At 69.1% G+C, this 24231-nt stretch carries 22 protein-coding genes and 2 pseudogenes; 11 read left to right on the top strand and 13 right to left on the bottom strand.

Going from position 1 to position 24231, the window contains the following annotated elements; genetic code table 11:
- A pseudogene (locus D7X32_RS23190) lies at positions 1-208 on the bottom strand (serine/threonine protein kinase); the annotation flags it as partial.
- 176 nt (positions 209-384) lie between these two features.
- Here D7X32_RS23190 and D7X32_RS23195 point away from each other — a divergent pair.
- A complete protein-coding gene (locus D7X32_RS23195) occupies positions 385-1347 on the top strand; it encodes an isopenicillin N synthase family dioxygenase (protein ID WP_120604756.1) in 963 nt (320 codons plus the stop codon).
- On the opposite strand, the gene D7X32_RS23200 is transcribed toward D7X32_RS23195, so the two are convergent.
- Positions 1340-2263, bottom strand: a complete 924-nt coding sequence (locus tag D7X32_RS23200; RefSeq protein ID WP_147450233.1) for a YxiH-YxzG fusion protein — start codon at positions 2261-2263, stop codon at positions 1340-1342. The genes D7X32_RS23195 and D7X32_RS23200 overlap by 8 nt on opposite strands.
- 111 nt (positions 2264-2374) lie before the next feature.
- Here D7X32_RS23200 and D7X32_RS23205 point away from each other — a divergent pair, with 111 nt between their 5' ends.
- The gene (locus tag D7X32_RS23205) at positions 2375-3412 is read left to right on the top strand and encodes a carbon-nitrogen hydrolase family protein (RefSeq protein WP_120604758.1); all 1038 of its coding nucleotides are present in this window, start codon (positions 2375-2377) and stop codon (positions 3410-3412) included.
- Between the two features lie 39 nt (positions 3413-3451).
- On the opposite strand, the gene D7X32_RS23210 is transcribed toward D7X32_RS23205, so the two are convergent.
- From D7X32_RS23210 to D7X32_RS23230, 5 genes are read right to left on the bottom strand one after another with little or no spacing between them, the layout of a single operon-like run.
- Positions 3452-3808: a hypothetical protein gene (locus D7X32_RS23210; RefSeq protein ID WP_120604759.1), complete on the bottom strand. Its 357-nt coding sequence runs from the start codon at positions 3806-3808 to the stop codon at positions 3452-3454.
- A 7-nt stretch (positions 3809-3815) separates the two neighbouring features.
- On the bottom strand, positions 3816-5261 hold the full coding sequence (gatB, locus tag D7X32_RS23215; RefSeq protein WP_120604760.1) for an Asp-tRNA(Asn)/Glu-tRNA(Gln) amidotransferase subunit GatB: 1446 nt from the start codon (positions 5259-5261) through the stop codon (positions 3816-3818).
- 27 nt (positions 5262-5288) lie between these two features.
- Positions 5289-6752: an Asp-tRNA(Asn)/Glu-tRNA(Gln) amidotransferase subunit GatA gene (gene gatA / locus D7X32_RS23220; protein ID WP_120604761.1), complete on the bottom strand. Its 1464-nt coding sequence runs from the start codon at positions 6750-6752 to the stop codon at positions 5289-5291.
- A 6-nt stretch (positions 6753-6758) separates the two neighbouring features.
- Positions 6759-7046 (bottom strand): Asp-tRNA(Asn)/Glu-tRNA(Gln) amidotransferase subunit GatC, encoded by a 288-nt coding sequence (gatC, locus tag D7X32_RS23225; protein ID WP_120604762.1) that lies wholly within the window; start codon positions 7044-7046, stop codon positions 6759-6761.
- Positions 7047-7072: 26 nt separating this feature from the next.
- Positions 7073-7417, bottom strand: a complete 345-nt coding sequence (locus D7X32_RS23230; RefSeq protein WP_120604763.1) for a TFIIB-type zinc ribbon-containing protein — start codon at positions 7415-7417, stop codon at positions 7073-7075.
- 190 nt (positions 7418-7607) lie between these two features.
- Here D7X32_RS23230 and D7X32_RS23235 point away from each other — a divergent pair, with 190 nt between their 5' ends.
- The 3 genes from D7X32_RS23235 to D7X32_RS23245 all read left to right on the top strand — a co-directional run bounded on the left by D7X32_RS23235 (position 7608) and on the right by D7X32_RS23245 (position 12365).
- A complete protein-coding gene (locus D7X32_RS23235; RefSeq protein ID WP_208752514.1) occupies positions 7608-10691 on the top strand; it encodes an FtsK/SpoIIIE family DNA translocase in 3084 nt (1027 codons plus the stop codon).
- A gap of 117 nt (positions 10692-10808) precedes the next feature.
- Entirely contained in the window at positions 10809-11093 is a 285-nt protein-coding gene (locus D7X32_RS23240) for an antibiotic biosynthesis monooxygenase family protein (protein WP_120523772.1), read from the top strand.
- Positions 11094-11135: 42 nt separating this feature from the next.
- A complete protein-coding gene (locus D7X32_RS23245) occupies positions 11136-12365 on the top strand; it encodes a THUMP domain-containing class I SAM-dependent RNA methyltransferase (RefSeq protein ID WP_120604765.1) in 1230 nt (409 codons plus the stop codon).
- Here D7X32_RS23245 and plsY read toward each other — a convergent pair.
- Entirely contained in the window at positions 12291-12869 is a 579-nt protein-coding gene (plsY, locus tag D7X32_RS23250) for a glycerol-3-phosphate 1-O-acyltransferase PlsY (RefSeq protein ID WP_120604766.1), read from the bottom strand. The genes D7X32_RS23245 and plsY overlap by 75 nt on opposite strands.
- 22 nt (positions 12870-12891) lie before the next feature.
- A complete protein-coding gene (locus tag D7X32_RS23255) occupies positions 12892-13323 on the bottom strand; it encodes a DUF2752 domain-containing protein (RefSeq protein WP_120604767.1) in 432 nt (143 codons plus the stop codon).
- An 89-nt stretch (positions 13324-13412) separates the two neighbouring features.
- Between D7X32_RS23255 and D7X32_RS23260 the strand changes: the two genes are divergently transcribed.
- On the top strand, positions 13413-13964 hold the full coding sequence (locus D7X32_RS23260) for a DUF4920 domain-containing protein (RefSeq protein WP_208752516.1): 552 nt from the start codon (positions 13413-13415) through the stop codon (positions 13962-13964).
- Positions 13965-13969: 5 nt separating this feature from the next.
- A pseudogene (locus D7X32_RS23265) lies at positions 13970-14483 on the top strand (hypothetical protein); the annotation flags it as partial.
- A 135-nt stretch (positions 14484-14618) separates the two neighbouring features.
- On the opposite strand, the gene D7X32_RS23270 reads toward D7X32_RS23265, so the two are convergent.
- The 4 genes from D7X32_RS23270 to D7X32_RS23285 form a co-directional block, all read right to left on the bottom strand.
- Complete coding sequence (locus D7X32_RS23270; protein WP_120604769.1) at positions 14619-15557, bottom strand: hypothetical protein; 939 nt, start codon at positions 15555-15557, stop codon at positions 14619-14621.
- 98 nt (positions 15558-15655) lie between these two features.
- Positions 15656-17200 (bottom strand): radical SAM protein, encoded by a 1545-nt coding sequence (locus tag D7X32_RS23275; RefSeq protein ID WP_120604770.1) that lies wholly within the window; start codon positions 17198-17200, stop codon positions 15656-15658.
- A gap of 115 nt (positions 17201-17315) precedes the next feature.
- Positions 17316-18083, bottom strand: coding sequence for a hypothetical protein (locus D7X32_RS23280; protein ID WP_147450234.1), 768 nt, complete (start codon positions 18081-18083; stop codon positions 17316-17318).
- Positions 18084-18113: 30 nt separating this feature from the next.
- The gene (locus D7X32_RS23285; protein WP_120604772.1) at positions 18114-21311 is read right to left on the bottom strand and encodes a TonB-dependent receptor; all 3198 of its coding nucleotides are present in this window, start codon (positions 21309-21311) and stop codon (positions 18114-18116) included.
- A 230-nt stretch (positions 21312-21541) separates the two neighbouring features.
- Between D7X32_RS23285 and D7X32_RS23290 the strand changes: the two genes are divergently transcribed.
- The 4 genes from D7X32_RS23290 (at position 21542) to D7X32_RS23305 (ending at position 24063) form a co-directional block, all read left to right on the top strand.
- Positions 21542-22285 (top strand): energy transducer TonB, encoded by a 744-nt coding sequence (locus tag D7X32_RS23290; RefSeq protein ID WP_120604773.1) that lies wholly within the window; start codon positions 21542-21544, stop codon positions 22283-22285.
- Positions 22286-22359: 74 nt separating this feature from the next.
- A complete protein-coding gene (locus D7X32_RS23295) occupies positions 22360-23037 on the top strand; it encodes a MotA/TolQ/ExbB proton channel family protein (protein ID WP_120604774.1) in 678 nt (225 codons plus the stop codon).
- Between the two features lie 100 nt (positions 23038-23137).
- The gene (locus D7X32_RS23300; RefSeq protein ID WP_120523783.1) at positions 23138-23548 is read left to right on the top strand and encodes an ExbD/TolR family protein; all 411 of its coding nucleotides are present in this window, start codon (positions 23138-23140) and stop codon (positions 23546-23548) included.
- Positions 23548-24063: an ExbD/TolR family protein gene (locus D7X32_RS23305; RefSeq protein ID WP_120604775.1), complete on the top strand. Its 516-nt coding sequence runs from the start codon at positions 23548-23550 to the stop codon at positions 24061-24063. Before D7X32_RS23300 ends, D7X32_RS23305 begins: the two co-directional genes overlap by 1 nt.
- Positions 24064-24231: the final 168 nt, after the last annotated feature.

Genomic DNA, 24231 nt, shown 5'->3' on the forward strand with positions numbered 1-24231 from the left:
GGCCCACCCGGCGCACCAGCCGGAAGCTGCCCATCTGGGTCCCCACCAACGGATCCACGTCCTCCGCCGCGGCCACGGCGGCCGGAGCCTCCACGGTCTTGCCCGGACCACCTCCCGCCTCCCGGACGAGCGTGTCGCACGACGTCTCCTCGCCATGTCCCCGCCCGCACGCAGTGCACGTGCGCTCGTTCCTCGCGACTTCGGCCATACCGCGCCCCCCTGGCCAATTCCCCGTCCAATCTGCACATCCCGGAAGCCCGGCATCCACTGCCGACAAGGGTGGGTGTCGCAAAGTGAGGAGGGTCCCCAGCCCCTGGGCCGGGGTGACGGTTGGGCGGCGGACTGCGACGTGTCAGGAAGGTGTCACGCGGATAGGATGCGCGCATGTCCCGCTCGGCCCGACGCATTCCCACCGTGAACCTGTCCCACTACCGCTCCGGCACTCCCGAGGAGCGGGCCCGCTTCGTCCAGGTCTTTGGCGACGCGCTCAAGGAGTTCGGCTTCGTGACCGTGGAGGGCCACGGCGTCGAGGACGGGCTCATCCGCCGCACGTACTCGGACGTGGAGCGCTTCTTCCAGCTGCCGGAGTCCACCAAGACGCGCTACGCGGTGCCGGAGCGTCCGGGCCAGCGCGGCTTCATGGCGTTCGGCCAGGAGCACGCGAAGAACCGCAAGGTGGGGGACATGAAGGAGTTCTGGCACGTGGGCCGCGAACTGCCCGTGGGCCACCCCTACCGCGACGACTACGGTGCCAACGTGTGGCCGGAGGAGGTGCCCTCCTTCCGCGACAACACGCTGACGCTCTACAAGGAGCTGGACGACGCGGCGACGGTGATGCTGCAGGCGCTGGCGGACTACCTGGGCATCGCGCGCAACACGTTCAGCGACATGACGGTGGATGGGAACTCCGTGTTGCGGCTCATCCACTACCCGCCCCTGAAGGACCGCTTCATCCCGGGCGGGGTGCGCGCCGCCGAGCATGAAGACATCAACTTCATCACGCTCCTGTGCGAGGGCACGTCCGGCGGCCTGGAGCTGCTCACGCGCGACGGCGAGTGGATCCCCGTGGACACGCTGCGCGGGCAGATTGTCGTGGACTCGGGCGACATGCTCAGCCGAGTGATGAACGGCGTCATCCCGTCCACCACGCACCGGGTGGTGAACCCGCCCAGCACGGAGCAGGACACCGTGCGCTACTCGATGCCCTTCTTCGTGCACCCGTTCTCCGACTGTGTGCTGAAGCCACTGCCGCAGACGGAGACGCCGGACAACCCCGCGCGCCACCCGCCCATCACCGCGGACGCGTTCCTCAAGCAGCGCCTGCGCGAGCTGGGCTTCCTCAAGTAGCCGCTGCCTGCGCGAGCAGTTGCTCCATGGGCACGCGGAAGTGGCGAGTCCCTTCCGCGCCATGGAGCCAGGGCCCCCGGCCCTTGAGCCACGAGGGCTGCCACGCTCGGCCCGTCTCGTCCGTGAGGACGATGCGGGCCACGGGGCCCAGGCGCTGGTGGCCCCGGTCGTACAGCGTGAAGAGCTGGAGCTGGCAGGCGTCGTCGTAGCCGCCGCCGAAGAGGACGTGCGTGTCGCTGACGGCGATGGCGTGCGCGCCCCGCACGGGCGACTGCCAGACCGTGGAGCGCTGTCCGGGACGCATGCGCACGAGCGGGAAGTCCGTGTAGCTGTAGAACCAGGTCTCCTGCTCCGAAGCGACGTTGAGCGCGTAGCAGTCCACGATGTCCACGGGGACCTGCTCCCCAGGCAGCCGCTGCCCCAGCGCATCGAAGCGCACCAGCCCGTCCGAACCGATGGGCGACCGTGAACCGTTCCCTCCCCATCCCCGGTTGCCGATGACGCCCTCGTCGAAGTAGCTGACCCAGACCTGCCCGTCGGACGTCGTCTGCACGTCCGCGATGCCGTCCCCCAGGGTCAGCTCCCGCAGCAACGTGCCTTCCGGCGAGTAGACGTGGGCGTTGCGCTCGTGCTGCTTCTCGGAGAGGTAGCGGCAACGCGCGTTCACGAGCAGCACCTCGTCGCCAGGCAGCGGCTGGACGTAGTCGAAGTCAGCTGCCTCGCGAGGCAGCGTGAACCGCTCCCAGGTGTCCCATCCGTCCGCGAAGTGAAGGACCTCGTCGCCCTCGCCTTCCGCGTCCGCGAGCCACCACACGGTGTTGTCGGACCCCACGCCCCGGGCCTTCGGCTTCCGGCCCGCGAGCGCGTCCGCCGCGTCGACGAACGGGTGCACTTCGACGTGGAGTGTCCTCTTCATGTGCGTCATGGGGCCCCCGGGCAGGGCCTCGACGGTGACACTGCCGGAACCTGACGGTCCATCTCCGCGAGGCTCGCGCGTCCCAGGGGCCGGTGCCATCTTCGCGGAATCGTGGCCACCTCCCTCGACCTGTTCGCCATCCAGCCGCGCGTCACGCTCGACGACTACGCCGCACCGGAGACGTTCGCCGCGCACCACCGGGCACTCGCGGCCCGCGTGGACGCGCTGCGCCCCCGGGACGCCTCGGGCCGGCCGTTGAATCCCGCGCTCGCCGTGTGGCCGGAGATGGTGGGCGCGGCGCTGGGGCTGATGGGTCACCTGTCGCGCGTGCGCCGCCGCAAGACGACGAACGGCGCGATGACGCGCGTGGCGCTCGCGGAGTGGCGGGGCATGCTCCGCACGTGGAGCACCTTCCGTCCGCCGACGATGGAGGAATGCCTCTACGCCACGGTGGCGCCCCGCGTGCACCGGGCCATGTACGAGACCTTCTCCGGCATCGCCCGCGACTTCGGGCTGTGGGTGGTGGCCGGCAGCGCGCTCCTGCCCACCAACCGCCTGGGCCCGGACACGCCCGAGTACGAACCCACGGGCGCGCGCACCTTCAACACCAGCTACACGTTCTCACCGGATGGGCACTGCGTCGGCGTGACGCGCAAGGTGAACCTGGTGCCCACGCAGGAGGACGTGCTGCACCTGAGCCCGGGCCGCCCGGAGGACCTGCCGGTGCTGGACACGCCCTTCGGGAAGCTGGGCACGCTCGTCTGCTACGATGGCTTCCGCGAACCCCACACGTCCGGCGAGCCGTACTTCGTGCCGTGCGCGCAGTACCTGGATGCGCTGGGCGTGGACGTGCTCGCGCAGCCGTCCGCCAACGCCTGGAGCTGGGACGCGCCCTGGGCCTTCAACGCGCCAGGAGAGACGCAGCTGCGCCGCGAGCAGTGGTTCAACGAAGGCCTCTTCACGCAGTTGCGCACCCTGAAGCGCGTGCGCTACGCGGTGAACCCACAGCTCACCGGCGGCTTCTTCGACAACACCTTCGAAGCGCCCTCCCTCATCCTGGAGCGCCGGGGGCCGGACGACGTGCACGTGCTCGCCCAGTCCGCGGATCCACGCGGCGAGGACGTGCTCCACGTCACCGTGCCGCGATAGGCGCCGAGCACCGCTCGCGCCACGCGTCGCCTGGGAGTCTCACCGGGCGCCGTGAGGCTCGCGGGATGCCGTCACGGGGACAAGCCGCGCGTCGTCCTCCAGGGCGAACTTGAGCGTGGGGCCGCGCTCCTGCGGCGTCCATCCCAGGCCCCGCGCCATCTCGACGACACGCGCCACCAGTCCGGGGCCCACATCGCGCGTCACGAGTCCGGACGCGTCGCCGTCGTTGATGTGGAGCCACGGGTCGTCGTGGCGGACACGGACGTGCAGCGCCTGACGGGTGGCCTCGGCCCACACGACCGTGAGCAGCCGCCAAGCCGTTCCTTCCGGGCCGTCACGCCGCCCCTGGAGGCGCCAGCGGTACGAGACCCCGTTCACCGTCAGGAGCCGTCCCACGAGCGCCCTACTCGCCCAGCTTCTTCTTGAGCAGCTCGTTGACGAGGCCGGGGTTGCCCTTGCCCTTCATGGCCTTCATCACCTGGCCCACGAAGAAGCCGTACACGCTCTTCTTGCCGGCCTTGTACTTCTCCACCTCGCCCGCGTTCTTCGCGAGGATGTCGTCCACCACCGCTTCGACGGCGCCCACGTCGCTGACCTGCGCGAGGCCCTTCTCCGCGATGATGTCCGCGGGCTGGCGGCCGGTGCGGAACATCTCCCCGAGCACGTCCTTCCCCGCGTTCGCGGACACCGTGCCCTTCTCCACCGTGGCCAGCAGCTCGCCCAGCTGCGCCGGGGTGAAGCGCAGCGCGGAGAGGGGCGTGCCCTCTTCCTTGAGCAGGCGGCTCAACTCCCCCAGGAACCAGTTGGAGAGCTTCTTCGCGTCCGGGACGTGCTTCGCGCAGGCCTCGAAGAAGTCCGCCAGCGGGCGCTCGGCGGTGAGGATGCGCGCGTCGTAGGCCGGCAGGCCGTACTCGCCCATGAAGCGCGTGCGCTTGGCGCGTGGCAGCTCCGGCAGCGACTGCCGCTGCGAGTCCCTCAGCGTGTCCGACACCAGGAGCGGCTGCAGGTCCGGCTCCGGGAAGTAGCGGTAGTCGTGCGCGTCCTCCTTGGAGCGCATCGACCGGGTCACGCCCTTGTTCACGTCCCAGAGGCGCGTCTCCTGGTCCACCTTGCCGCCGGACTCGAGGACGTCCACCTGCCGCGCGGCCTCGTACTCGATGGCCTGCTTGAGGAAGCGGAACGAGTTGAGGTTCTTCAATTCGCAGCGCTGCCCGTACGTGGTGGAGCCCTTGGGCATCACCGACACGTTGGCGTCGCAGCGGAAGCTGCCTTCCTCCAGGTTGCCGTCGTTGACGCCCAGGTACACCAGCACGTCGCGCAGCACCTTGAGGTACTCCACCGCCTCGTCCGCGTCGCGCAGGTCCGGTTCGCTGACGATCTCCATCAGCGGCACGCCCGCGCGGTTCAGGTCCACCAGGCTCTGACCCGCGGATGCGGACGCGTCATGCACGCTCTTGCCCGCGTCCTCCTCCAGGTGGATGCGCCGCACGCGCACCGTCTTCTCACCGGAGGGCGTGTCGATGACCAGCTCGCCCCACTCGCAAATGGGTTGGTCGTACTGGGTGATCTGATAGCCCTTGGGCAGGTCCGGATAGAAGTAGTTCTTCCGGCTCCACACGCTCGTGGACTTCACCGTGCACCCGAGCGCCAGACCCGTGCGCACCGCGTACTCCACCACGCGCTGGTTGAGCACCGGCAGCACGCCGGGCATGCCCAGGCACACCGGGCAGGTGTGGTGGTTGGGCTCGGCGCCGAACGCGGTGGAGCAGCCGCAGAAGATCTTGGACTGCGTGAGCAGCTGCGCGTGGACCTCGAGGCCGATGACCGTCTGGAAGTCGCTCAGGGGCATGGCGGTGTCACCCTTGTGTCGCGCCCGCTAGACGGGGGCGGCGCGGCGGAAGAAGTCGTGCTCGCGCTCGAACGCGCGGGCGATGCGGAGCAGGCGGGCCTCGTCGAACGGACGCCCCAACAGCTGCATGCCAATGGGCAGCCCCGCCTGCGTGAAGCCGCACGGCACGGACAGGCCGGGCAGGCCCGCCAGGTTGCACGGCAACGTGTAGACGTCCATCAGGTACATGGACAGCGGGTCGTCCACCTTCGCGCCCAGCTTGAACGCCGGCACCGGCGACGTGGGCGACACGATGGCGTCCACCTGCTGGAACACCTTCGTGAAGTCCTCGCGGATGAGCGTGCGGACCTTCTGCGCGCGCAGGTAGTAGGCGTCGTAGTAGCCGGCGGACAGCGCGTAGGTGCCCAGCATGATGCGGCGCTTCGCCTCCGCGCCGAAGCCCTGGCCCCGCGTCTGCGTGTACAGCTCCTTGAGCCCGCGCGCGTCCTTCGCCCGCAGCCCGTAGCGGATGCCGTCGTAGCGGGCCAGGTTGCTGGACGCCTCCGAAGAGGACAGCAGGTAGTACGTCGCCAGCGCGTACTTCGTGTGCGGCAGCGACACGTCCACCAGCGTCGCGCCCAGCTTCTCCAGCTCCTCCAGCGAAGCGCGCAGCGTGCCCGCGACCTCCGGGTCCATGCCGTCCGCGAAGTACTCGCGCGGCACGCCCAACCTGAGGCCGCGAACCCCGTCCTCCAGCCCCGTGAGGCAGTCCGGCGTCTCCACGTTCGCGGAGGTGGAGTCGAGCGGATCATGCCGCGCGATGAGCTGGAACAGCGCCGCCGTATCCCCCACCGTGCGTGCCATGGGGCCCGGCTGATCCAACGACGAGGCGAAGGCGATGACGCCGTAGCGCGACACCCGGCCGTAGGTGGGCTTGAGCCCCACGGTGTTGGTGAACGCCGCGGGCTGGCGGATGGAACCGCCCGTGTCGGTGCCCAGCGCGCCGAACACCTCGCGCGCCGCCACCGCCGCGGCGGATCCACCGGACGAGCCGCCCGGCGTGCGCGTCAGGTCCCACGGGTTGTGGGTGGGGAAGTACGCGCTCGACTCGTTGGACGAGCCCATGGCGAACTCGTCCATGTTCAGCTTGCCCACGAGCGGCAGCCCCGCCTCCTTCAGCAGGCGCACCACGGTGGCGTCGTAGGGCGGGACGAAACCTTCCAGGATGCGCGAGCCGCAGGTGGTCTCCACGCCCTCCGTGAGGAAGATGTCCTTGAGCCCCAGGGGCACGCCGTCGAGCGCGCTCAGCGGGCTGCCCGCCTGGCGGCGCGCGTCACTGGCCTCGGCGGCCTTGAGCGCCCCGGCCTCGTCCACGCGCAGGAAGGCGCGCACCTTCGGGTCCACCTGGGCGATGCGCTGAAGGCTCGCACGGGTGGCCTCCACCGAGGACACCTCTCGCGAGGCCAGCTTCGCCGCCAGCTCCAGCATCGACAGGTCGGTGAGCGACGACATGGCGGGCTACTCCAGGATCTTCGGGACCGCGAAGGCACTGCCCACCTTCGCCGGCGCGTTGGCGAGCCCTGCTTCCGGGGGCAGCGACGGACGCAGCACGTCCTCGCGCAACAGCGAGGACGCGAGCGTCGCGTGGGAGGTGGGCTCCACCTGGCTCACGTCGAGCGATTCCAGCTCCGCCACCGCGTCCAGGACCGCGGACAGCTGGGTGGCGTAGCGCTCCTCCTCCTGCGGCGTCAGTGACAGCCGCGCCAGGGTGGCCACGTGCCGGACCTGCTCGAGCGTGAGGGCCATGGGGAAGCCTCCTCCGGACTTGCGTGCTACGGGGACGGCGTGCGCTTGAACAGGTTGAGGACGGCGCTCATCACCTTGCCGCTGCCCTCGTGGCCGTGCTGCTTGATGACCTGCTCCAGCTCGCCCGCGTCCAGCCAGACGCCGTGGCAGTTGAAGCAGCTGTCCAGCTCCACGTTGCCCTGCTTCAGCGTCTGCAGGTCCATGCCGCACTTGGGACACTTCATGAAGTGCAGCTGCTTGAGCGACTCGCGCTGCTGGGCGGCCAGCTCCTGGGACTGCTGGAGGGCCAGCTTGCGCTTGGTTTCAATCTCCTCGCGCGCGAAGTAGTCGTCTTCGTTGTGGGAGGGCTTGTCGGGGCTCAGGTCGGACATGGTCTTCGGTTCTCCTTGGCGGCAGGCACCATACCCTCTCGCCGTGGGGACGCGCCCGAAATGTAGGCCCTGTCCCGCCCTCTCGGACGTCTGCCGGAAAATTGACCCCGCTCCCTCCCTCCCTATTCTCGCCGGGCAGATTGCTACAGCTCGCTACGCGGCTGGAATCGGGCAGAGGGAACAGGGGTCCATGACAGCGGCAAGGAAAGGTGGTCGGGCGGAGAAGGCGGTGCTCTCCCGGCAGGAGATCGCGACCCGCCGCAAGGCGCTCGCGAACAAGAAGATGAAGGCCCCCGGCGCGGCCAGTCCGGCCAAACGGGCGCTCATCGGCGTCTTCATCCTGGCCGCCTCGTTGCTGGCCTTGCTGGCGGTCGCCACGTTCGACGCGCATGACCGGGTGGGGCCCGGCTTCCACAACGCGGTCGGCCCCATGGGCCACCTCATCGCGGAGACCCTGCGCGGCGCGCTGGGTGTGTGCGCCTACCTCATCCCCGTGGGTGGCATCTACACCGCCGTGGTGCTCTTCGTGGGCAACCGCGAGCGGCGCCGCCTGCCGCAGATCATCTCCCTGGCGCTGCTCACGTGCAGCGTGTCGGTGTTGGCGCAGCTCATGTTCGCCAAGGACAAGGGCTGGGCCCACCCGCCCGGTGGCGCGCTGGGCGCGGGCCTGGGCGGCCTGATGGAGGGGATGTTCTCCACCGTCGGCACCATCATCCTCGTCACCGCCATCAGCGCGGCGGCGCTCATCGTGGGCACCCAGTACACGTTCTTCAAGCTGTGCTCGCTGGTGTGGGCCGGCCTCACCGTGCTGGGCCGCCGCGTCTCCGCGGCCGCGGACGTCTTCTGGGAGCAGCAGAAGGTCAACTACGCGGCCCGCCAGGAGCGGCTCGCGCAGGAGAAGGAAGAGGAGGCCGCGTTCCTCGCGGAGCTGGAGGCCGAGGAGGAGGAGCTCTCCGAGGCCGAGCGCCTGGCCGCCGAGGCCGAGGCCGCCGAGGCCGAGTCCCTGGCCGAGGAGGCCGTGCGCCTGGCCCGGCAGAACGAGAAGGAGCAGGTCGCCAACGCGAAGAAGGCGCTCAAGGAGCAGAAGGAGCGCGAGAAGCTGGAGAAGAAGCTCGTCCGCGACGAGGAGCCCGAGGAGGACGACGACGCCTCCGACGAACAGCCCTCGCTGCCGCCCGAGCGCGCCGAGCGCCGCTCCCCGGGCGCCGACCCCGCCTGGGCCGCGTCCTTCCTGGCGCCCCAGCCTCAGCTGCCCGCCAACGCGGACGCCGCCGAACCGCCGCGCCGCGCTCGCAAGACGCCGCAGATCGTCACCCCGCCCTCCGCGCCGTCCACGCCGCCGGTGCCCGCCGCGACGCTCGCGCCTCCGGCCGCCGAGCCCGCCGCGAAGCCCGTGGCCGCGGAGAAGCCGGCCGCCGCCGCGCCGGGCAATGCCCTCATCCCCGCGCCGCCCTCCGCGCTGGCGCGCATGCCGCTCATCGTGGAGCCCAAGGCGCCGCCCAAGCCCACCGCCGTGAAGCGGCCGCAGGACCAGTTCGAGTTCGTGGGTGACCGCAAGAGCTTCTCGCTGCCGCCGCTGGACGTGCTGGAGGCGGACAAGAAGGAGCGCTCCGCGCTGGACAAGGACGCGTTCCTCGTCACGGCGGAGAAGCTGCGCGCGAAGCTGGCGGACTTCGGCATCGTGGGCGAGGTCGTGGAGATCCGCCCCGGCCCCGTCGTCACCATGTACGAGTTCCTCCCCGGACCCGGCATCAAGGTCAGCAAGATCGCCGCGCTCCAGGACGACCTGGCCATGGCCATGGAGGCCATGCGCGTGCGCATCGTCGCCCCCATCCCCGGCAAGGGCGTGGTCGGCATCGAGGTCCCCAACCGCGACCGCGAGACGGTGTTCCTCAAGGAGATCGCGGAACAGGACACGTTCCAGAAGAGCAGCAGCAAGCTCACCATGTGCGTGGGCAAGGACATCGAAGGCATGCCGTACGTCTTCGACCTGGTGAAGGCCCCCCACCTGCTCATCGCGGGCACCACCGGCTCCGGCAAGTCCGTGGCGGTGAACTCGATGATCATGAGCATCCTCCTCAAGGCCACGCCCGAGGAGGTCCGCTTCATCATGGTGGACCCGAAGATGCTGGAGCTCTCCGTCTACGAGGGCATCCCGCACCTGCTGCTCCCCGTCGTCACCGACCCCAAGAAGGCCGCGCTCGCGCTGCGCTGGGCGGTGGAGGAGATGGAGCGCCGCTACCAGCTGCTGTCCGAGGCGGGCGTGCGCAACATCGCCGGCTACAACAAGCTGGTGGAGACCAGCGCGTCGGAGGTGAAGTCCGCCGCGCCCGCGCCCGCCGCGACGAAGAAGGCGAAGCCCAAGAAGATGTTCGTCGTGGACGTGGAGGGCAGCACCGTGCCGGCCGCCGCTTCCGCCAGCGACGGGCTGGGCGTGGCCGCGCCGCGCGAGGACGACGAGGACCTGCGCGAGGCCATCGTCTCCGAGCCCGCCCCCCACCTGGAGGCCGACGGCGAGGAGGACGCGGAGTTCGAGGAGGACGGCGAGGAGTCCACGCCGGTGGAGGCCGCCTCCCCGGAGAAGAAGGAGCTCAAGAAGCTGCCCTACATCGTGGTCATCATCGACGAGCTCGCGGACCTGATGATGGTCGCCAGCCGCGAGGTGGAGACCTACGTCGCGCGCCTGGCGCAGATGGCGCGCGCGGCCGGCATCCACCTGATGGTCGCGACGCAGCGTCCGTCCACGGACGTCGTCACCGGCATCATCAAGGCCAACTTCCCCACGCGCATCAGCTTCATGCTGCGCTCGAAGCCGGACTCGATGACGATCCTCGGTACGGTGGGCGCGGAGGCCCTGCTGGGCATGGGCGACATGCTCATCATGCCGCCCACGAGCGCGCACCTGCAGCGCGTGCACGGCGCCTACGTCTCCGAGCAGGAAATCAAGAAGGCGGTGGACCACCTCAAGGCCCAGGGCAAGCCCGTCTTCGACGAGTCCATCCTCAAGCCGCGCGACGAGGACACCGAGGGCGGCGGGGGCGAGGAGGACGAGCTGTCCGACGAGCTCTACGACCAGGCGCTCGCGGCGGTCAGCGAGATGCGCTCCGTCTCCATCTCCATGCTCCAGCGCAAGATGCGCATCGGCTACAACCGCGCGGCGCGCATGATTGAGCGCATGGAGCGCGACGGCGTGGTGGGCCCCGCGGACGGCGCCAAGCCCCGTGAGGTGCTGCTGCGCGGCCTGGGCGACATGCCCGGCGCCGGGGCGATGTAGCCCACCGCCACCGCGAAGCCTCCGGGAACGGACACCCGTCCCCCGGAGGTTCTCCCCTCGGGGGCGCCACGGAAGACAGCTTCCGGGCGCCCCCGCCCTTCTTCCCGGGCCCCCTGAATGATTGTCGCCATCACGCGCTTCCGTGCGTCCCCTGAAGAGGCCGACGGTTGGGTCCAACGGCTCCAGGAGCGCTCGAGGCGCGTGGACGGCTACGCGGGCTTCCTGGGCCTGGAGGTGCTGCGCTCGTTCGAGCGCTCGCCTGAAATCCTGCTCGTCACGCGCTGGAAGGACCGGGACGCCATGCGGGCCTATTTCCAGTCGGAGGACTTCCAGCGGGCGAAGGGGGCCAGCGCGTCCCAGGAGGACGCCACCTTCACGATGTACGAGGTCGTGGCCACCTGAGCAGTTCCCAATCGCCTCGGGGTCGTCTAAGGGCGGTGCACCATGGCTGAACGTCTTGCCCTATTCGCCACCGCCGCGCGCGGCACCGAGGACCTGCTCGCCGAGGAGCTGAAGGAGCTTGGCGCGAAGCGCATCCGCCAGGACCGCGGCGGCGTGCGCTTCATGGCCTCGCTCGACGAGGCCCTCAACGTCTGCCTCTGGTCCCGCATCGCCATGCGCGTGCTCTACCCGCTGGGCGAGTTCGACGCCCACGGCGCGCAGGGGCTCTACGACGCGGTGGCCAGCGTGCCGTGGGAGGAGCACCTCACCACGAACGTGACGTTCGCGGTGGACGCGAACCTGAAGGACACCGAGCACGCGCACTCGGGCTTCGTGGCGCTGAAGGTGAAGGACGCCATCGTGGACCGCCTGCGCGAAAAACTGGGCTCGCGGCCGGACGTGGACACCCGCAACCCGGACGTGTCCGTGGTGGCGCACCTGGTGAAGGAGAAGCTGTCCCTCTCCCTGGACCTGGTCGGAGATCCGCTGCACCGGCGCGGCTACCGCGTGCGCCCCACCCCCGCGCCCCTGAAGGAGAACCTGGCCGCGGCCCTGCTGCGCGCGGCGGGCTACACCGGCACGGAGGCGCTGGTGGACCCCATGTGCGGCTCGGGCACCATCGTCATCGAGGGCGGCCTCATCGCACGCAAGCGGGCCCCGGGCATCAACCGGAGCTTCGCGGTGGAGCGCTGGCCGCACCTGGGCACGCGCGCGAAGGAGCTGCTCGCGGACCTGCGCGCGGACGCGCGGCGCAACGAGCGCAAGGTGGAGGTCCCCATCCTCGGCTTCGACAAGAGCGACGAGGCCCTGGAGGCCGCGGACCGCAACGTGAAGGCGGCGCGGCTGGGCGAAGAGGTCCAGCTCGCGGAAGGCGACGCCACGAAGCTTCCGCCGCTGCCGGAGGGGGGCGGACTCATCCTCACCAACCCGCCCTATGGCGACCGGCTCGGCTCCGGTGGCCAGAAGGGCATGAAGACCTTCTACTTCAAGCTGGGCGACTCGCTGCGCACGCTGCCGGGTTGGCGCGTCTGGGTGCTGTCCGGAAACCCCGCCTTCGAGAGCGCCTTCCACGCGCGCCCCATGGTCCGGCGCGACGTGTGGAACGGCCCCATCCCCTGCACGCTGCTGGGCTACCGCGCCCCGTATCCGCATCCCGGCTCAAAGGCGGTTCTCGGAGCGCCGGGCGAGCCGCTGGAGGTTGCTCCGGTGCGTCCAGAGCATCAGGACGAATAGCCCCGCGGTGAGCAGTACGTACTCGCGGGAGCGTGCGGTGAGGAACGCGGTGGCGATGGCGACCACCGCCGCGGACAGCGAGCCCACGGAGCTCACGCGCCACCGGGCCACCACCAGCCCGTAGATGATGGCCCCGGCGAGCGCCGCCTGGGGCACCAGCACCACCAGCACGCCCAGCGCGGTCGCCACACCCTTGCCGCCCTGGAGCTTGAGCCACACCGGGTACACGTGGCCCAGCACCGCGGCCAGGCCCACCAGCGCGTGCGCCCGCGCATCCCCGGGCATGTAGTGCACGGCCAGCCCCACGGGCAGCACGGCCTTGAGCGCGTCCAGCAACAACACCACCGCGCCCAGCTTCTTGCCGGCGACGCGCGTGACGTTGGTGGCGCCGATGTTGCCGCTGCCGCTGGCGCGCACGTCCACCCCGAGCAGCCACCGCGTCAGCAGCACGCCGAAGGGGACGGAGCCGCAGAGGTAGCCCAGCAGGAGGAAGGCGGAGAGCACGGAAGAAGAGACGGTTCTGCCCTCAGGACAGCAGGTGCGGGAAACGGGTGTGCACCACGACGTAGGCGTAATTGAGCAGCAACACCAGTGGGAACGCGATGCGCACCCACCGCCACTCGCGCTCCTCCAGCTCCACCTCCGGGATGGGCAGCGCGAAGAGGAAGTGCAGCACCGTCACCACGGCGGCCAGCGCGAACAGCAGCGCGCACACGGTGCCCAGGGGGTTGGCCTCCCACGCCCCCGGGATGTTGAAGTGCGCGACGCGGTCCGCCACGCGGGTGAGCCCACAGCCCAGGCAGGGCCAGCCCGTGTGCTCGCGCAGCACACAGCCCCAGAACGGGATGATGCGGGCCACGGGGATGTAGCGGCCCACGAGCAGCCCCCCGAGTCCGACGAGCCCGAGCCATTCGAATGTACCCAACCGGCGGTTGGGAGCGGGGATGGTGACCTTCATGCGCACCTCGCGCCGAGTGTGCGGGACAAGTCGTGAGGATGGAAGGGGTGCCTTGCCGGCCCCCGGAAACCTGGGCTAAGCGAACGGGCATGCACATGCTCCGCACTGCCCTCGTGATGCTGGTCGCCGCTCCCCTCGTGGCCCTCGCGGCGGACAAGACGCCCAAGCCCACCCAGGCCGAAGCCGCGTCGAGCGACTGCCACCACCCCGCCGACGCGAAGACGCCCGAGGCCGCCAAGGCCGCCAGCACCGGCTGGACGCTCACGCGCGGCGAGCCCCTCAAGGGCGAGCCCACGGTGAAGCTCGCGGAGCTGCTCGCGAAGCCCCAGGCCCACGACGGCAAGGTCGTGCGCGTGGAGGGACAGGTGCGCAAGGCGTGTGAGAAGAAGGGCTGCTGGCTGGAGCTGGCCCCGGACGCCAAGAGCCCCGGAGTGCGCGTGACGTTCAAGGACTACGGCTTCTTCGTCCCGCTGGACTCGGCGGGCTCGCAGGCTCGCGTGGAGGGCGTGGTGAAGGTCGCGGAGCTGAGCGACGCCCACGCGAAGCACTACGAGGCCGAAGGCGCCATCGTCCCGCGCGGCACCGACGGCAAGCCCCGCGAGGTGCAGCTCGTGGCCTCCGGCGTCGAGCTGCGCCGCTAGCCGCGATGGGTGGCCGCAGTTTCAGCATGCGGGGCGTGCAGGGCGCGGCCGACCGGGCCGTGCAGCACGCCCGCGCATGGCTCCTGGAGACGGAGCCCGGGTCGCGCGTGCATGACGTGCAGTTGGATCCGCGCTTCCAGCACCGCGGCGTGGACCTGCTCTGGGAGCTGCCCTCCGGCGAGGTGCGCGGCATCGAGGTGAAGGGCGACCGGCAGGCCACCCGCCGCCGCTACTTCTTCGAGCTGATCTCCAACCTGGAGAAGGACACGCCGGGCTGCTTCCTCTACAGCGGCGCGGACCTGATGCTGTACGTGTTCCTCACGCAGGGCGAGCTGCACGCGCTGCCCCTGCCCCGCGTGCGCGAGTGGTTCCTGCCGCGCGCCCGCGAGTACGCCCTCAAGCACGCCTTCACCCAGACGGGTGCCATCCGCTACACCACCGTGGGCGCCGTGGTTCCCGTGCGGGACGTGGCGGAAGGCGTGCCCGGCGTCATCACGGTGAAGCTCAAGCGCGCGGCGCTGGAGAAGCCCGGCGTGAAGCCCGGCACGCCGGACGCGGAAGGCCCGACGCCCTCCGCGGCCAGCGAACCCGCGGCACCCGAGGCTCCGGAAGCCCGGAGCCCCCCTGCGCACGGGGACGTAGCGTCCGCCGCGGTTAGCGGCGGCGCTGCGGCTGCGCGTGCTGGTGCCGGTGCGCCCGGTGGCCCGGGTGCATCTTGTCGTGCAGGGCCTCCAACCGCTCCTGCGTGCCCATCAGCTCCAGGAGCGCGGACCGGTCATTCTGCTGCTTGAAGACGTGCTCCAGGCGGGGCACCAGGTCGAGCGCCAGGTGGATGTCGTTGGCCTTCTCCGCCTCCGCCAGCAGGCCGCGGCCCTCGACGGACGCGTCGATCCACGCCTGCAGGTGGATGAGGCCGTCCACCGCCAGCAGGCGTGAGATGGGCGCGCGCGCCATGTCGTGGATGAGGTTCTTGAGGTCCTGGATGGCGGGCTCGCGCTCGCCCTTCGCGGCGCGGACCACCGCCTGGGAGATGCCGCGCCGGTCGGGCAGCAGGAACTCCTCCACGTCGGCGAACGCCGAGGCGTCGTCCAGGTGTCCCTGGGCGGCCAGCGACTCCGCCAGGCTGTCGAACAGCTCCGCGTCCTTCTCCGAGAAGGGCGCCAGCGCCTCCTGGAGGAACGGCTGGGGCAGCGCGCCCTTGTCATCCACCGTCAGCTTCGAGCGCAGGGCCTTCACGTGCTCGAAGGCGGAGCCCACCGGGGCCTCCTTCGCGCCGTTGAGCTTGTGCACGAGCACCTGCATCAGCGTCGCCAGGCCCTGCGTGAAGTCCTGCGGGGACACGCGCTCCGGCATCCACCGGCGCCACAGCTCCACGGCCGCCGCCACGACGTAGTCCTTGAAGGGGCCGGTGCCCTTCCACTTCGCCGCCCACTGCTGGGCGATGCCGAGCGGATAGGTGGACTCCGCCAGCTTGCGGTAGTCCTCTTCGCTCACGGGAACGCCGTAGTGCCCCAGCGTGCCCAGCAGGGCCTCCGTCGAGTAGTCCTTGAGGCCCGTCTTCTGCCACGACTTTTCCACGCGCTGCGTGCTCACCAGATGCGCTCCGAGGCCATGCGAGTGCCGGCCATCGGCCCCGCTGACCGTCTTCTAGCGAAAGCGGAGCCCGGCGAATACGGCCTTTGCGGGCCCCGTCAGGCGGCGGACGGCTGGAGCGGCGGGCGGCCCGGCACAATGGGCCACACCGTGGGCTGGCGCCGCCCGTCCTCCACGCGGCGGGCCATGTACGGCTCGCACCCGCGCTCCTGGAAGGCCCGCTTCCACGCGGCGAAGCTCCCCCCGGCGCGCCAGGCGTCCATGGCGGCCAGCCCGGCCTCCGGGCCGCACTGGGCCAGCATGTACTCCACCCAGGCCCAGCGCGCGGACGTGGGCCGCACCTCCGCCCGTCCGCGAAGGCCCTTGCGCAGCCGCTCCAGCTTGTTCTCCACCTCCCGCAGCCCCGCGAAGGGCGCCCCGTCCAGCGGCGTGTTGCGCTTGGCCACGAAGGGCGCGACCCCCAACGCCACGGGCAGGATGCGCGACAGCTCCGTGGTGAAGCGGATCAGCTCGTCGATGTCCGCGTCCTCCTCATGCGGCAGGCCCACCACGTTGTAGACCTTGAGCTGCTTCATGCCCGCGGTGCGCGCGAACCGCGCGGCGCGGACGATCTGCTCCTCGGAGTGCTTGCGGTCCACCAGGTCCCGCATCTTCTGGGACGCCCCGTCCGCGGCCACCGTGAGGTTCGTCGCCCCGCCCCGCCGGAGCTGATCCACCAGCTCCTGGGTGAGCCGGTCCGCGCGCAACGAGGACACCCCCACCTCGCGCCCCGAATCCACGATGGTGCGCAGAAGCTCCACGATGCGTGGATGGTCGGTCACCGCCGCCCCCACCAGACCCACGCGCTTCGCGTGCTCGGGGATGAGGGACAGGATCCGCTCCGGAGGCACCGTGCGCATGCCGCCATTCGTCGTGCGGCGCATGACGCAGTAGTGGCAGCCGCGCGAGCAGCCCCGCTCCGGCTCGATGAGGAACATCGAGCGCAGCTCCGTGTGCGGCGTGATGATCTGCGTGCGCGCCGGCAGCCGGGCGTCCGTCGCCTTCGCCACGTGGTAGCGCGCCCCACCCCGCCCGGGCACCCGGAAGCCGGGGACCTTCGCCAGGTGATCCAGCAGCGCCTCGCGCTCCATGGAGGCCGCGGCCTCCAGCAGCACGTGGATCAGATCCTCCGCCTCCCCCTGGACGAGCACGTCCACGAAGGGCTCCAGCGGATCCGGGTTGGAGAACGTCAGCGGGCCGCCCGCCACCACCAGCGGATGCCTTGCATTCCGCTCGGCGGCCAGCACCGGCAAACCAGACAACTCCAACATCGTGAACAACCCTGAAAGCTCTAATTCATAGGCAACACTGAAAGCCAGCATTTCAAAGCCAGACACCGGTGCCTGGGATTCCCAGGTAAACAATGGCGTCCTTGTTCTCTTGTATGTCTCGACATCATCGGGAAGGAAGACACGCTCGGCGGTCGCGCCCGCGTGCTCATGCACCTCCCGGTAGATGGCCTGGTAGCCCAGCGAGCTCATGCCCACGTGGTAGGGGCTCGGGTAGCAGAGCGCGACCCGGTAGGGCGCCTCCTTGCGGAGCGTCCCTGCTTCGTCCGCCAGCAGCGAGCAGACGTGCTCGATGAGTTCGTATCGGCCCTCCATGATCCTCCCAACAGTGGAATCCAGACACTAACAACAGCGCGGCCCCGGACCGCCACTCCCACGTGGGGGAGGGGCTGCCGGGGCCGCGTTGGCCTTCAGGGTCGGTCAGTGCCGACTACTTGAACGACGGGATCTTGTTCGACGGGATGCAGCGACCCTCGATGTAGTCCGGGTCGTCATCCGGGCTGCCGAAGTACTCGAGCCAGAAGCGAGCCGGGACCGCCTCGCACTGGACGGCGAAGTCCGGGTTGATGCCCGAGCCCGCGCCGCAGTTGGCGAAGCCCTGGTCCGGATCCGTCTGGTCAGCACGGGGATCGCAGGGAGTCGCCGGCCACACCGCACGCATGACGTACGTGGAGGTGCAGCCGTTCCGCGTGAAGGTGACTTCACCCGTCATCTGGGTCCCAGGCGAGCTGGGAGACGAGTACACCTTCACGTTGGCCAACGTGTAGGACACCGACGACGTGACCCCGGCCTGCGTGGGGTTCACGGTCGCCGTGTTGAACTCCGGCGCCAGGCAGAAGTCGTCCGTGGTGTCGGAGCTCAGCGCACCGGTCACCTGGAGGCTGTCGAACGTGTTGTTCGCATCCGCCGAGCCCAAACGGGCCACGTACTGCGGCCGAACCACGAGGATGTTGCTCCCCGTCTTCGGGTCCGCGAACTTCCACACGCCCAGGTTGTCACCCACCTCGAGCGCCTCGGCCGCCGTGCAGGCCGTGCCATCCGCTCGGGTCGGGCCGCTCACGACGTCGTACTTCGCCCACCAGTTCGCGAAGCTCGCGTCCTGGACAATGCACCCGGGATTGGGCTGCTCGACATCGCAGGCGGTCAGGCTGCCCGCGGCCGTCAGCATCACCAGTGTCGAAAGAATGCTCTTGCGCATGTTGCTGATCATCCTCACGTGGTCGGGTGATTAGAACGTGTACCGGACACCGAAGCGGATCTGCCGCGGGGCCTGGTACCGGTCCGGGTTCTTGTAGTTCTGGTTGACGTCTTCGTAGGCCAGCTTGCCACCGGCCGCCGCAGGGACGTTGCCCTCGCTGTCCGCCGTGGGCAGGTCGGACGCGTTGCCAGGAGTGCCGGTCTTCGCATCGTAGACCGGGAGCACCTGCTCGAACGTGTACGACTCGTCGACGCTGTCCACGCCCTGGAAGTTGAAGAGGTTGAACACGTCCAGGGTGAAGGACACCACGCTGTCCTTGCTGACGCGGTAGTTCACGCCCACGTTGGAGTCGACGCTGTTGATCCACGGGGTGCGACCGCCGCTGCCGCGCGGCAGGATGAAGGTCTCATCCTGGCCGTAGCCCGGGTACGCGCCGAGGTAGCTGATCGGGGTACCGGAGTTGCCGCGGTAGGACAGACCGATGCTCGCCGACAGCGCGTTGGAGATGTTGAACTCCTTGGCGCCGAACACCTTGATGGCGTGCGTGCGGTCGAAGGGCAGCAGACCCGTACGGTTGTTCAGGAGGGCTACCAGGTCGAAGTCCGCGAGGATGTTCGGGTCGAGCTGGTTGTTCTCCGGACGGAACAGACCGGGGTAGTTGCCGTACAGGCGGGACCACGTGTAGCTCGCCTGCGCCAGCCAGCCGTCCGTGAACGTGCGGTTCAGGTAGACGGTGACCGCGTCGTAGTCACGCACCGGCGTCGGGAATTCCTTGGCGAAGCCGCTGCCAGGGTTGCCGAGGAAGTACGTGTTGCCGTCATCGCGGCTCATGTCCTCGATGACCTTGCCCATGTCGCGGTGCGTATAGGTCGCGCCCATGCGGGTGTTCGCCAGGAGCTCGTACTCACCGCCGACCACGACTTCGTCGGACGACTGGGGCTTGATGTCCGGATCGACCGGCTCGCTCTGCACCAGACCGCCGCTGAAGTACTGGTTGGAGTTCAGCGTGGCCTCGGCGCGAGGCACGATGAACTGCTTGTCCGAGCAGCCGCCGCGCTGGCCTTCCAGCGTGGACGGATCGCAGCCCGGCGTCGCAGACCCCGGCTCCGACAGGTAGCGACGTGCGCTGAAGCGACGCTCACCCGGGAAGGCGCGGTCCATCATGTTGAGCGGAACCTGCTCGTAGTAACGGGCGAAGTTCACGAACAGCTTCGCGCGGCCGTTGGCGAACGGATCCACCACGGCGCCGATGCGGGGCGACCACTGGTTGGCCAGCTTCAGCGCCAGGTTGCCGTCGCCGCCGTACATGGACTGCACGTCGTAGCGCACGCCCAGGTTCAGCGTGACGCGGTTGGCGATGGACCAGCTGTCCTGGAGGAAACCACCGATGGTGGTGCCGCTCGTGGAGGACTGCTGCAGGGACTCGAACACCGGGGTGTCCGGAGCCGTCTGGTAGCCGTAGCGGCGGTTGTCCGACCAGATGCGGCGGGTCACGCCGTTGAGCTGCACGTCGCTGGCGGAACCGGCCTCCTGCAGGAAGACGCTACCGGAGTAGGCCTTCTTCTGATCGAAGGTCAGGAACTCCGTGTCCACGCCCGCCTTGAACACGTGCGTGCCCAGGGCGTTCAGCAGGTAGGTGGCCTTGGCGTTGATCTGGTAGCGGTCCAGCGTCGCCTCGGACATGAAGCCGGGGCCGCCCACGTAGTAGTTCGTCGTCGGGCAACGCACGGCCTGCTCCGCCGCCGTCGTGCCGCAGTACTCCTCGGCATTGGGGACGTTCTCGAACGTGGTGATCGGGCGACGGCGCGTGTACATCGCCAGCGAGTAGCCCGCCAGGCCGTCCGTCGACCCGATGGCGGTGCCGTCGGCCGGAGGCGTGCCCGCGGTCTGGTGGAACCAACCGAGGTTGGCGTCGACCAGGACCTTCTTGTCCATGAAGGCGCCGGCGTACTTGAGGGCGAGCGCCGTGGTGTTGGCGCGGCTCTCGGTCTGGCCGATGTCCTCGGGACGCGAGTTCTGAGCCGCAGGCAGACCGCCCGAGCGGGGGTCGATCCGCAGCTTGCCCAGACCACCCGACACGGTCGGGGTGCCGTTCAGGGCGAACGACACGTTGTGGTCCTGGTTGATGAGGTACGTCAGCTTGCCCATGAACTGGATCGTGCGGGAGTCCGCGAAGTACGTCCGCTCGGAACCCGGGATCTGCTGGACGACGCTGAAGCCGTTCGCATCCTTCGCCACCGCGCCGTCGTCATCCAGCGTGAAGGCGTTGAGGGCGCGGGTGTGCTCGTAGCGCTGGAACGACGGCGCGAAGCCGGCGAAGAACCAGAGCTTGTCCTTGAGGATGGGACCACCGAGGGTCGCGCCGAAGTCGCCCAGGTTGCTCAGGGCGTTCAGGCCGGTGATCGTGGTGCCGTCCTCGATGACCAGCTTGCGGTTGCCTTCCGCGAAGCCCGGCGTCCAGTTGGCGAACACGGAGCCGTGGAACTCGTTGGAACCGGACCGGGTCACCGCGTTGATCACACCGCCCGTGGAGCGACCGAACTCCGGCATGTAACCGCCGGTGATGATGTTCACGTCCTGCACGAACTCGATGCTCAGCGGGCTGGCGTTCACGCCGAAGGCCGGATCGTTCGTGGACAGACCGTCCACCACGTAGCCGTTCTCAGGCGAGGTCGTGCCGTTGATGGACACGCCGTACTGGTCGGACTGGGCGCCCGGGGCGAGCTCGGCCAGGGACTCGAAGGAGCGCGTCGCGCCACCCTTACCCACCGGCCGTGCCACCGCGATGCGCTTGATGAACTCCTGATCGACGTTCACACCCTGGTTGGTGGAACCGACGTCGATCGTCGGCGGCGTGCCGATGACGTCCACCGTCTGCGTGAAGGAGTCCGGCAGGAGCTCCACGTTCACGCGGATGGTGCGGTTGAGGAGCAGCTGGATTTCGGGGCGGGCGTAAGGCTTGAACGTCTCCTTCTCGAACCGCAACGTGTACGTGCCCGGCGGGAGCTGGGGAATACGGTAGTTACCCTGTGCGTCGGTAACCACGGTCTGTTCGCCCTGCAGGTTGGGCGAGGTGGCGGTGACAACGACATCAGCTGCCGGCTTCTTGTCCTCAGTATTGATGACAGTGCCGATGATGACGCTGGACTGCGCGAAAGCCGCGGATCCGTACAACAGACCCGCAGCAAGGACGACTCCGGTTTCCCGAAGTACTTGTTTCACTTGCATACCAAACCCCTCCAAGGTGGGCTGCAACCGAAAATGACTCCGGAAAATATCCGAGGTCAAGCAGTTGTCAATAGACCGTTGCTTTTTGGTGACCAGTGGGGCATTGGCGCGATCACGCGGCGCTGACAGACACGGTTGCTTGAACCCGGAACCCTTTTCTGTATGGTTGCCGCCCTTCAATCCGGGCATGGCGGGGACGGGTAGTCCACTGGTGAAGAGGAGTTACGTGCATGTTCGATTCAGTCCTTGACCGCGGGCAAGGACCCAGGTCGCGCTTCGGCGTGGGTGCCGGCGTTTCCACGGTGCTCCACGTTGGCCTGCTGGGTCTTGTGGCCTATCTCTCCACGCGCCCACCTCCCGTGGAGGAGAAGGAGGTCGAGGTCACGCTGAAGGCCACGATGGCGCCTCCGCCTCCGCCTCCGCCTCCTCCTCCCCCGGCGTCGAAGCCGAAGACGGAGAAGAAGGTCACGCCCAAGAAGCCCAAGGACATGATCGTCCAGCCGAAGGAGATCCCGCAGCAGAAGCCGCCGGAGACGGAGACCGCGCCCGAGCCCGAGGAAGAGGCGAGCGAGTCCGAGGTCGAAGGTGGCGTGGAAGGCGGCGTCGCGGGCGGCGTGGTGGGTGGCGTGGTCGGCGGTGTGATTGGCGGCGTGGTGGGCGGTCAGCTGGGTGGGACGGGCACGGACGTGCTGGCGTTCGGCCAGGGCATGACGCGTCCGGAGAAGATCGCGGGTCCGGAAGTGTCCTATACGCGTGAGGCCATCGAGGCGCGCGTGCAGGGTCTGATGATCGTGAAGTGCGTGATCACGACCGAGGGAAAGGTCGAGCGCTGCCGCACGATCAAGCCGCTCCCTCACATGGAGCAGGCCGTGATGGACGTGCTCACCGCCTCACGCTACAAGCCGGTCACGTTCCAGGGCAGGCCGGTCGAAGTGCAGTACACGTTCAACTTCAACCTGAAGCTGCCGCGCTGATCCGGGCAGGCAGCCCCGCTTGAGCAGTCCGCCGAACATCACCTCGCGCTCGTGAGGAGGAGCGCTCCACAGCCATGCAATTTACCCTGCTTGATATCTGGCACCACACGGGCCTCTTCGCCCGCATGATCATCTTCACCCTCGCCATCATGTCGGTGGCGTCGCTGGTCGTCATGGCGGAGCGGATCATCGTCTTCCGCAAGACCCGCTCGGACAGCCGCAACTTCGCCGCCAAGATGGGCGCGATCCTCGCGAAGGGCGACCTGACCACCGCGGCGAACACCAACCTGGGCAAGGACGTGGGCCACCTGGGCCGCGTGATCAACTCCGGCCTGACGGCGTACCGGATCACCCCGGGCAACAAGGACCTGGCGGTGGAGTCCGTGGCCCGCGCGCTGGAGCGCCAGGCGCAGCGCGAGGTGCAGAGCCTCAAGCGCGGCCTGGGCCTGCTGGCCACCGTCGGTTCGACGGCGCCGTTCGTGGGCCTGCTGGGCACCACGATGGGTATCGTGAACGCCTTCCAGCTCATGGCGGCCGCGGGTTCCGGTGGTCTGGCGACCATCTCCGCCGGTATCTCCGAGGCGCTCATCACCACGGCGTTCGGTCTGCTCGTGGCGATCCCCGCCGTGATGGCCTACAACTTCCTGCAGGGCTGGGTGGATGCCCGCTCCGTGGACATCTCCGAGTCCTCCAACGAGTTCCTGGACGTGGTGGCCCGGCACGTGGGCGGCGGTTCGTCGCACGCGGCCTAGTCGTAGCCCCACCCTGGGACATCCCCACCCATGAGGGCGGCCCGGCTGTGAAGCCGCGCTGCTCCGGGGTGGGTGTCCCTTCCCGGACACAGGTGCACGCATGGGAATGTCAGCAGGCCCCAAAGGGGGCATCAAGAGCGAGATCAACGTCACGCCGCTGGTGGACGTGGTGCTGGTGCTCCTCATCATCTTCATGGTCGTGACGCCCATGCTCCAGCGCGGCAAGTCCGTGGAGCTGCCCAAGGCCACGGAGATCGAAAAGGAAGGCAAGGAAGCCGACCCGCTGATCCTCTCCATCACCCCGGACAAGAAGATGTTCGTGGAGAACGATGAGGTCGACGAGAAGGGTCTCCAGGAGAAGATCGCCGCGGAGCTGGTGAAGGATCCAGGCAAGAAGATCCTCCTGAAGGGCGACAACGCCCTGAACGTGGGCGACGTGCGCAAGGTGCTGGACACGGCCCGCAAGGCGAAGGCGAAGCAGATCGCCCTGGGTGTCGAGGAGAAGAAGTAATGTCCCGAGGACACAAGCAGCGTCAGTGGGTGAAGCCCGCATCCGCGCCGAACTCGGAGATCAACGTCACGCCCCTGGTGGACGTGGTGTTGGTGCTCCTCATCATCTTCATGGTGGTGACGCCCCTCCTGGAGAAGGACATCCTCGTCCGGGTCCCGGAGACGGAGGTGGAGGAGAACCAGCCGCCGCCGGAGCCCGATGATCAGCAGATCGTCGTGCAGGTGGACAAGAGCGGTGCCTACTCCATCAACACGGAGCAGATCCCCGCGTCGGACTACGTCGCCCGCCTCAAGCGGATGTTGAACGCCAAGAAGCCGGACGAGAAGGTCGTCTTCTTCATGGCGGATGACGCGGCGAACTACGGCAAGCTCGTGGTGGCGCTCGACGGCGCCCGCGCCGCGGGTGCGAAGATCCTGGGCATGGCCACCGAGCTTCCCCAGAACGCGGTCATCCAGGGCACGACGACCACGCCGGACGGTGCGCCGCCCGCGCCCCCTGCCCCGCCGACGCCCTGATCCGCGCCGTCCATCAGGGCTGACGCGCGGACACGCCGTCACCGATTCCATCCGAAGCCCGCTGGCGTTCAGACGCCAGCGGGCTTCTTCTTTTTCCAGCGTCCCGTGTCCCCGCGCGAGACCCGACGTCTGGCGCGCGGGATGGCCTCCGCTCGCCGCCCGAGAGGG

It is taken from the genome of Corallococcus carmarthensis (assembly GCF_003611695.1).
Classification (GTDB): domain Bacteria; phylum Myxococcota; class Myxococcia; order Myxococcales; family Myxococcaceae; genus Corallococcus; species Corallococcus carmarthensis.

Coding starts and splice junctions, on each gene's coding strand:
- D7X32_RS23195 (WP_120604756.1), top strand. CDS start 385: ATGTCCCGCTCGGCCCGACGCATTCCCACCGTGAACCTGTCCCACTAC.
- D7X32_RS23200 (WP_147450233.1), bottom strand. CDS start 2,263: ATGAAGAGGACACTCCACGTCGAAGTGCACCCGTTCGTCGACGCGGCG.
- gatB (WP_120604760.1), bottom strand. CDS start 5,261: ATGCCCCTGAGCGACTTCCAGACGGTCATCGGCCTCGAGGTCCACGCG.
- gatA (WP_120604761.1), bottom strand. CDS start 6,752: ATGTCGTCGCTCACCGACCTGTCGATGCTGGAGCTGGCGGCGAAGCTG.
- gatC (WP_120604762.1), bottom strand. CDS start 7,046: ATGGCCCTCACGCTCGAGCAGGTCCGGCACGTGGCCACCCTGGCGCGG.
- D7X32_RS23230 (WP_120604763.1), bottom strand. CDS start 7,417: ATGTCCGACCTGAGCCCCGACAAGCCCTCCCACAACGAAGACGACTAC.
- D7X32_RS23235 (WP_208752514.1), top strand. CDS start 7,608: ATGACAGCGGCAAGGAAAGGTGGTCGGGCGGAGAAGGCGGTGCTCTCC.
- D7X32_RS23240 (WP_120523772.1), top strand. CDS start 10,809: ATGATTGTCGCCATCACGCGCTTCCGTGCGTCCCCTGAAGAGGCCGAC.
- D7X32_RS23245 (WP_120604765.1), top strand. CDS start 11,136: ATGGCTGAACGTCTTGCCCTATTCGCCACCGCCGCGCGCGGCACCGAG.
- D7X32_RS23255 (WP_120604767.1), bottom strand. CDS start 13,323: ATGAAGGTCACCATCCCCGCTCCCAACCGCCGGTTGGGTACATTCGAA.
- D7X32_RS23260 (WP_208752516.1), top strand. CDS start 13,413: ATGCACATGCTCCGCACTGCCCTCGTGATGCTGGTCGCCGCTCCCCTC.
- D7X32_RS23275 (WP_120604770.1), bottom strand. CDS start 17,200: ATGGAGGGCCGATACGAACTCATCGAGCACGTCTGCTCGCTGCTGGCG.
- D7X32_RS23280 (WP_147450234.1), bottom strand. CDS start 18,083: ATGCGCAAGAGCATTCTTTCGACACTGGTGATGCTGACGGCCGCGGGC.
- D7X32_RS23285 (WP_120604772.1), bottom strand. CDS start 21,311: ATGCAAGTGAAACAAGTACTTCGGGAAACCGGAGTCGTCCTTGCTGCG.
- D7X32_RS23290 (WP_120604773.1), top strand. CDS start 21,542: ATGTTCGATTCAGTCCTTGACCGCGGGCAAGGACCCAGGTCGCGCTTC.
- D7X32_RS23295 (WP_120604774.1), top strand. CDS start 22,360: ATGCAATTTACCCTGCTTGATATCTGGCACCACACGGGCCTCTTCGCC.
- D7X32_RS23300 (WP_120523783.1), top strand. CDS start 23,138: ATGGGAATGTCAGCAGGCCCCAAAGGGGGCATCAAGAGCGAGATCAAC.
- D7X32_RS23305 (WP_120604775.1), top strand. CDS start 23,548: ATGTCCCGAGGACACAAGCAGCGTCAGTGGGTGAAGCCCGCATCCGCG.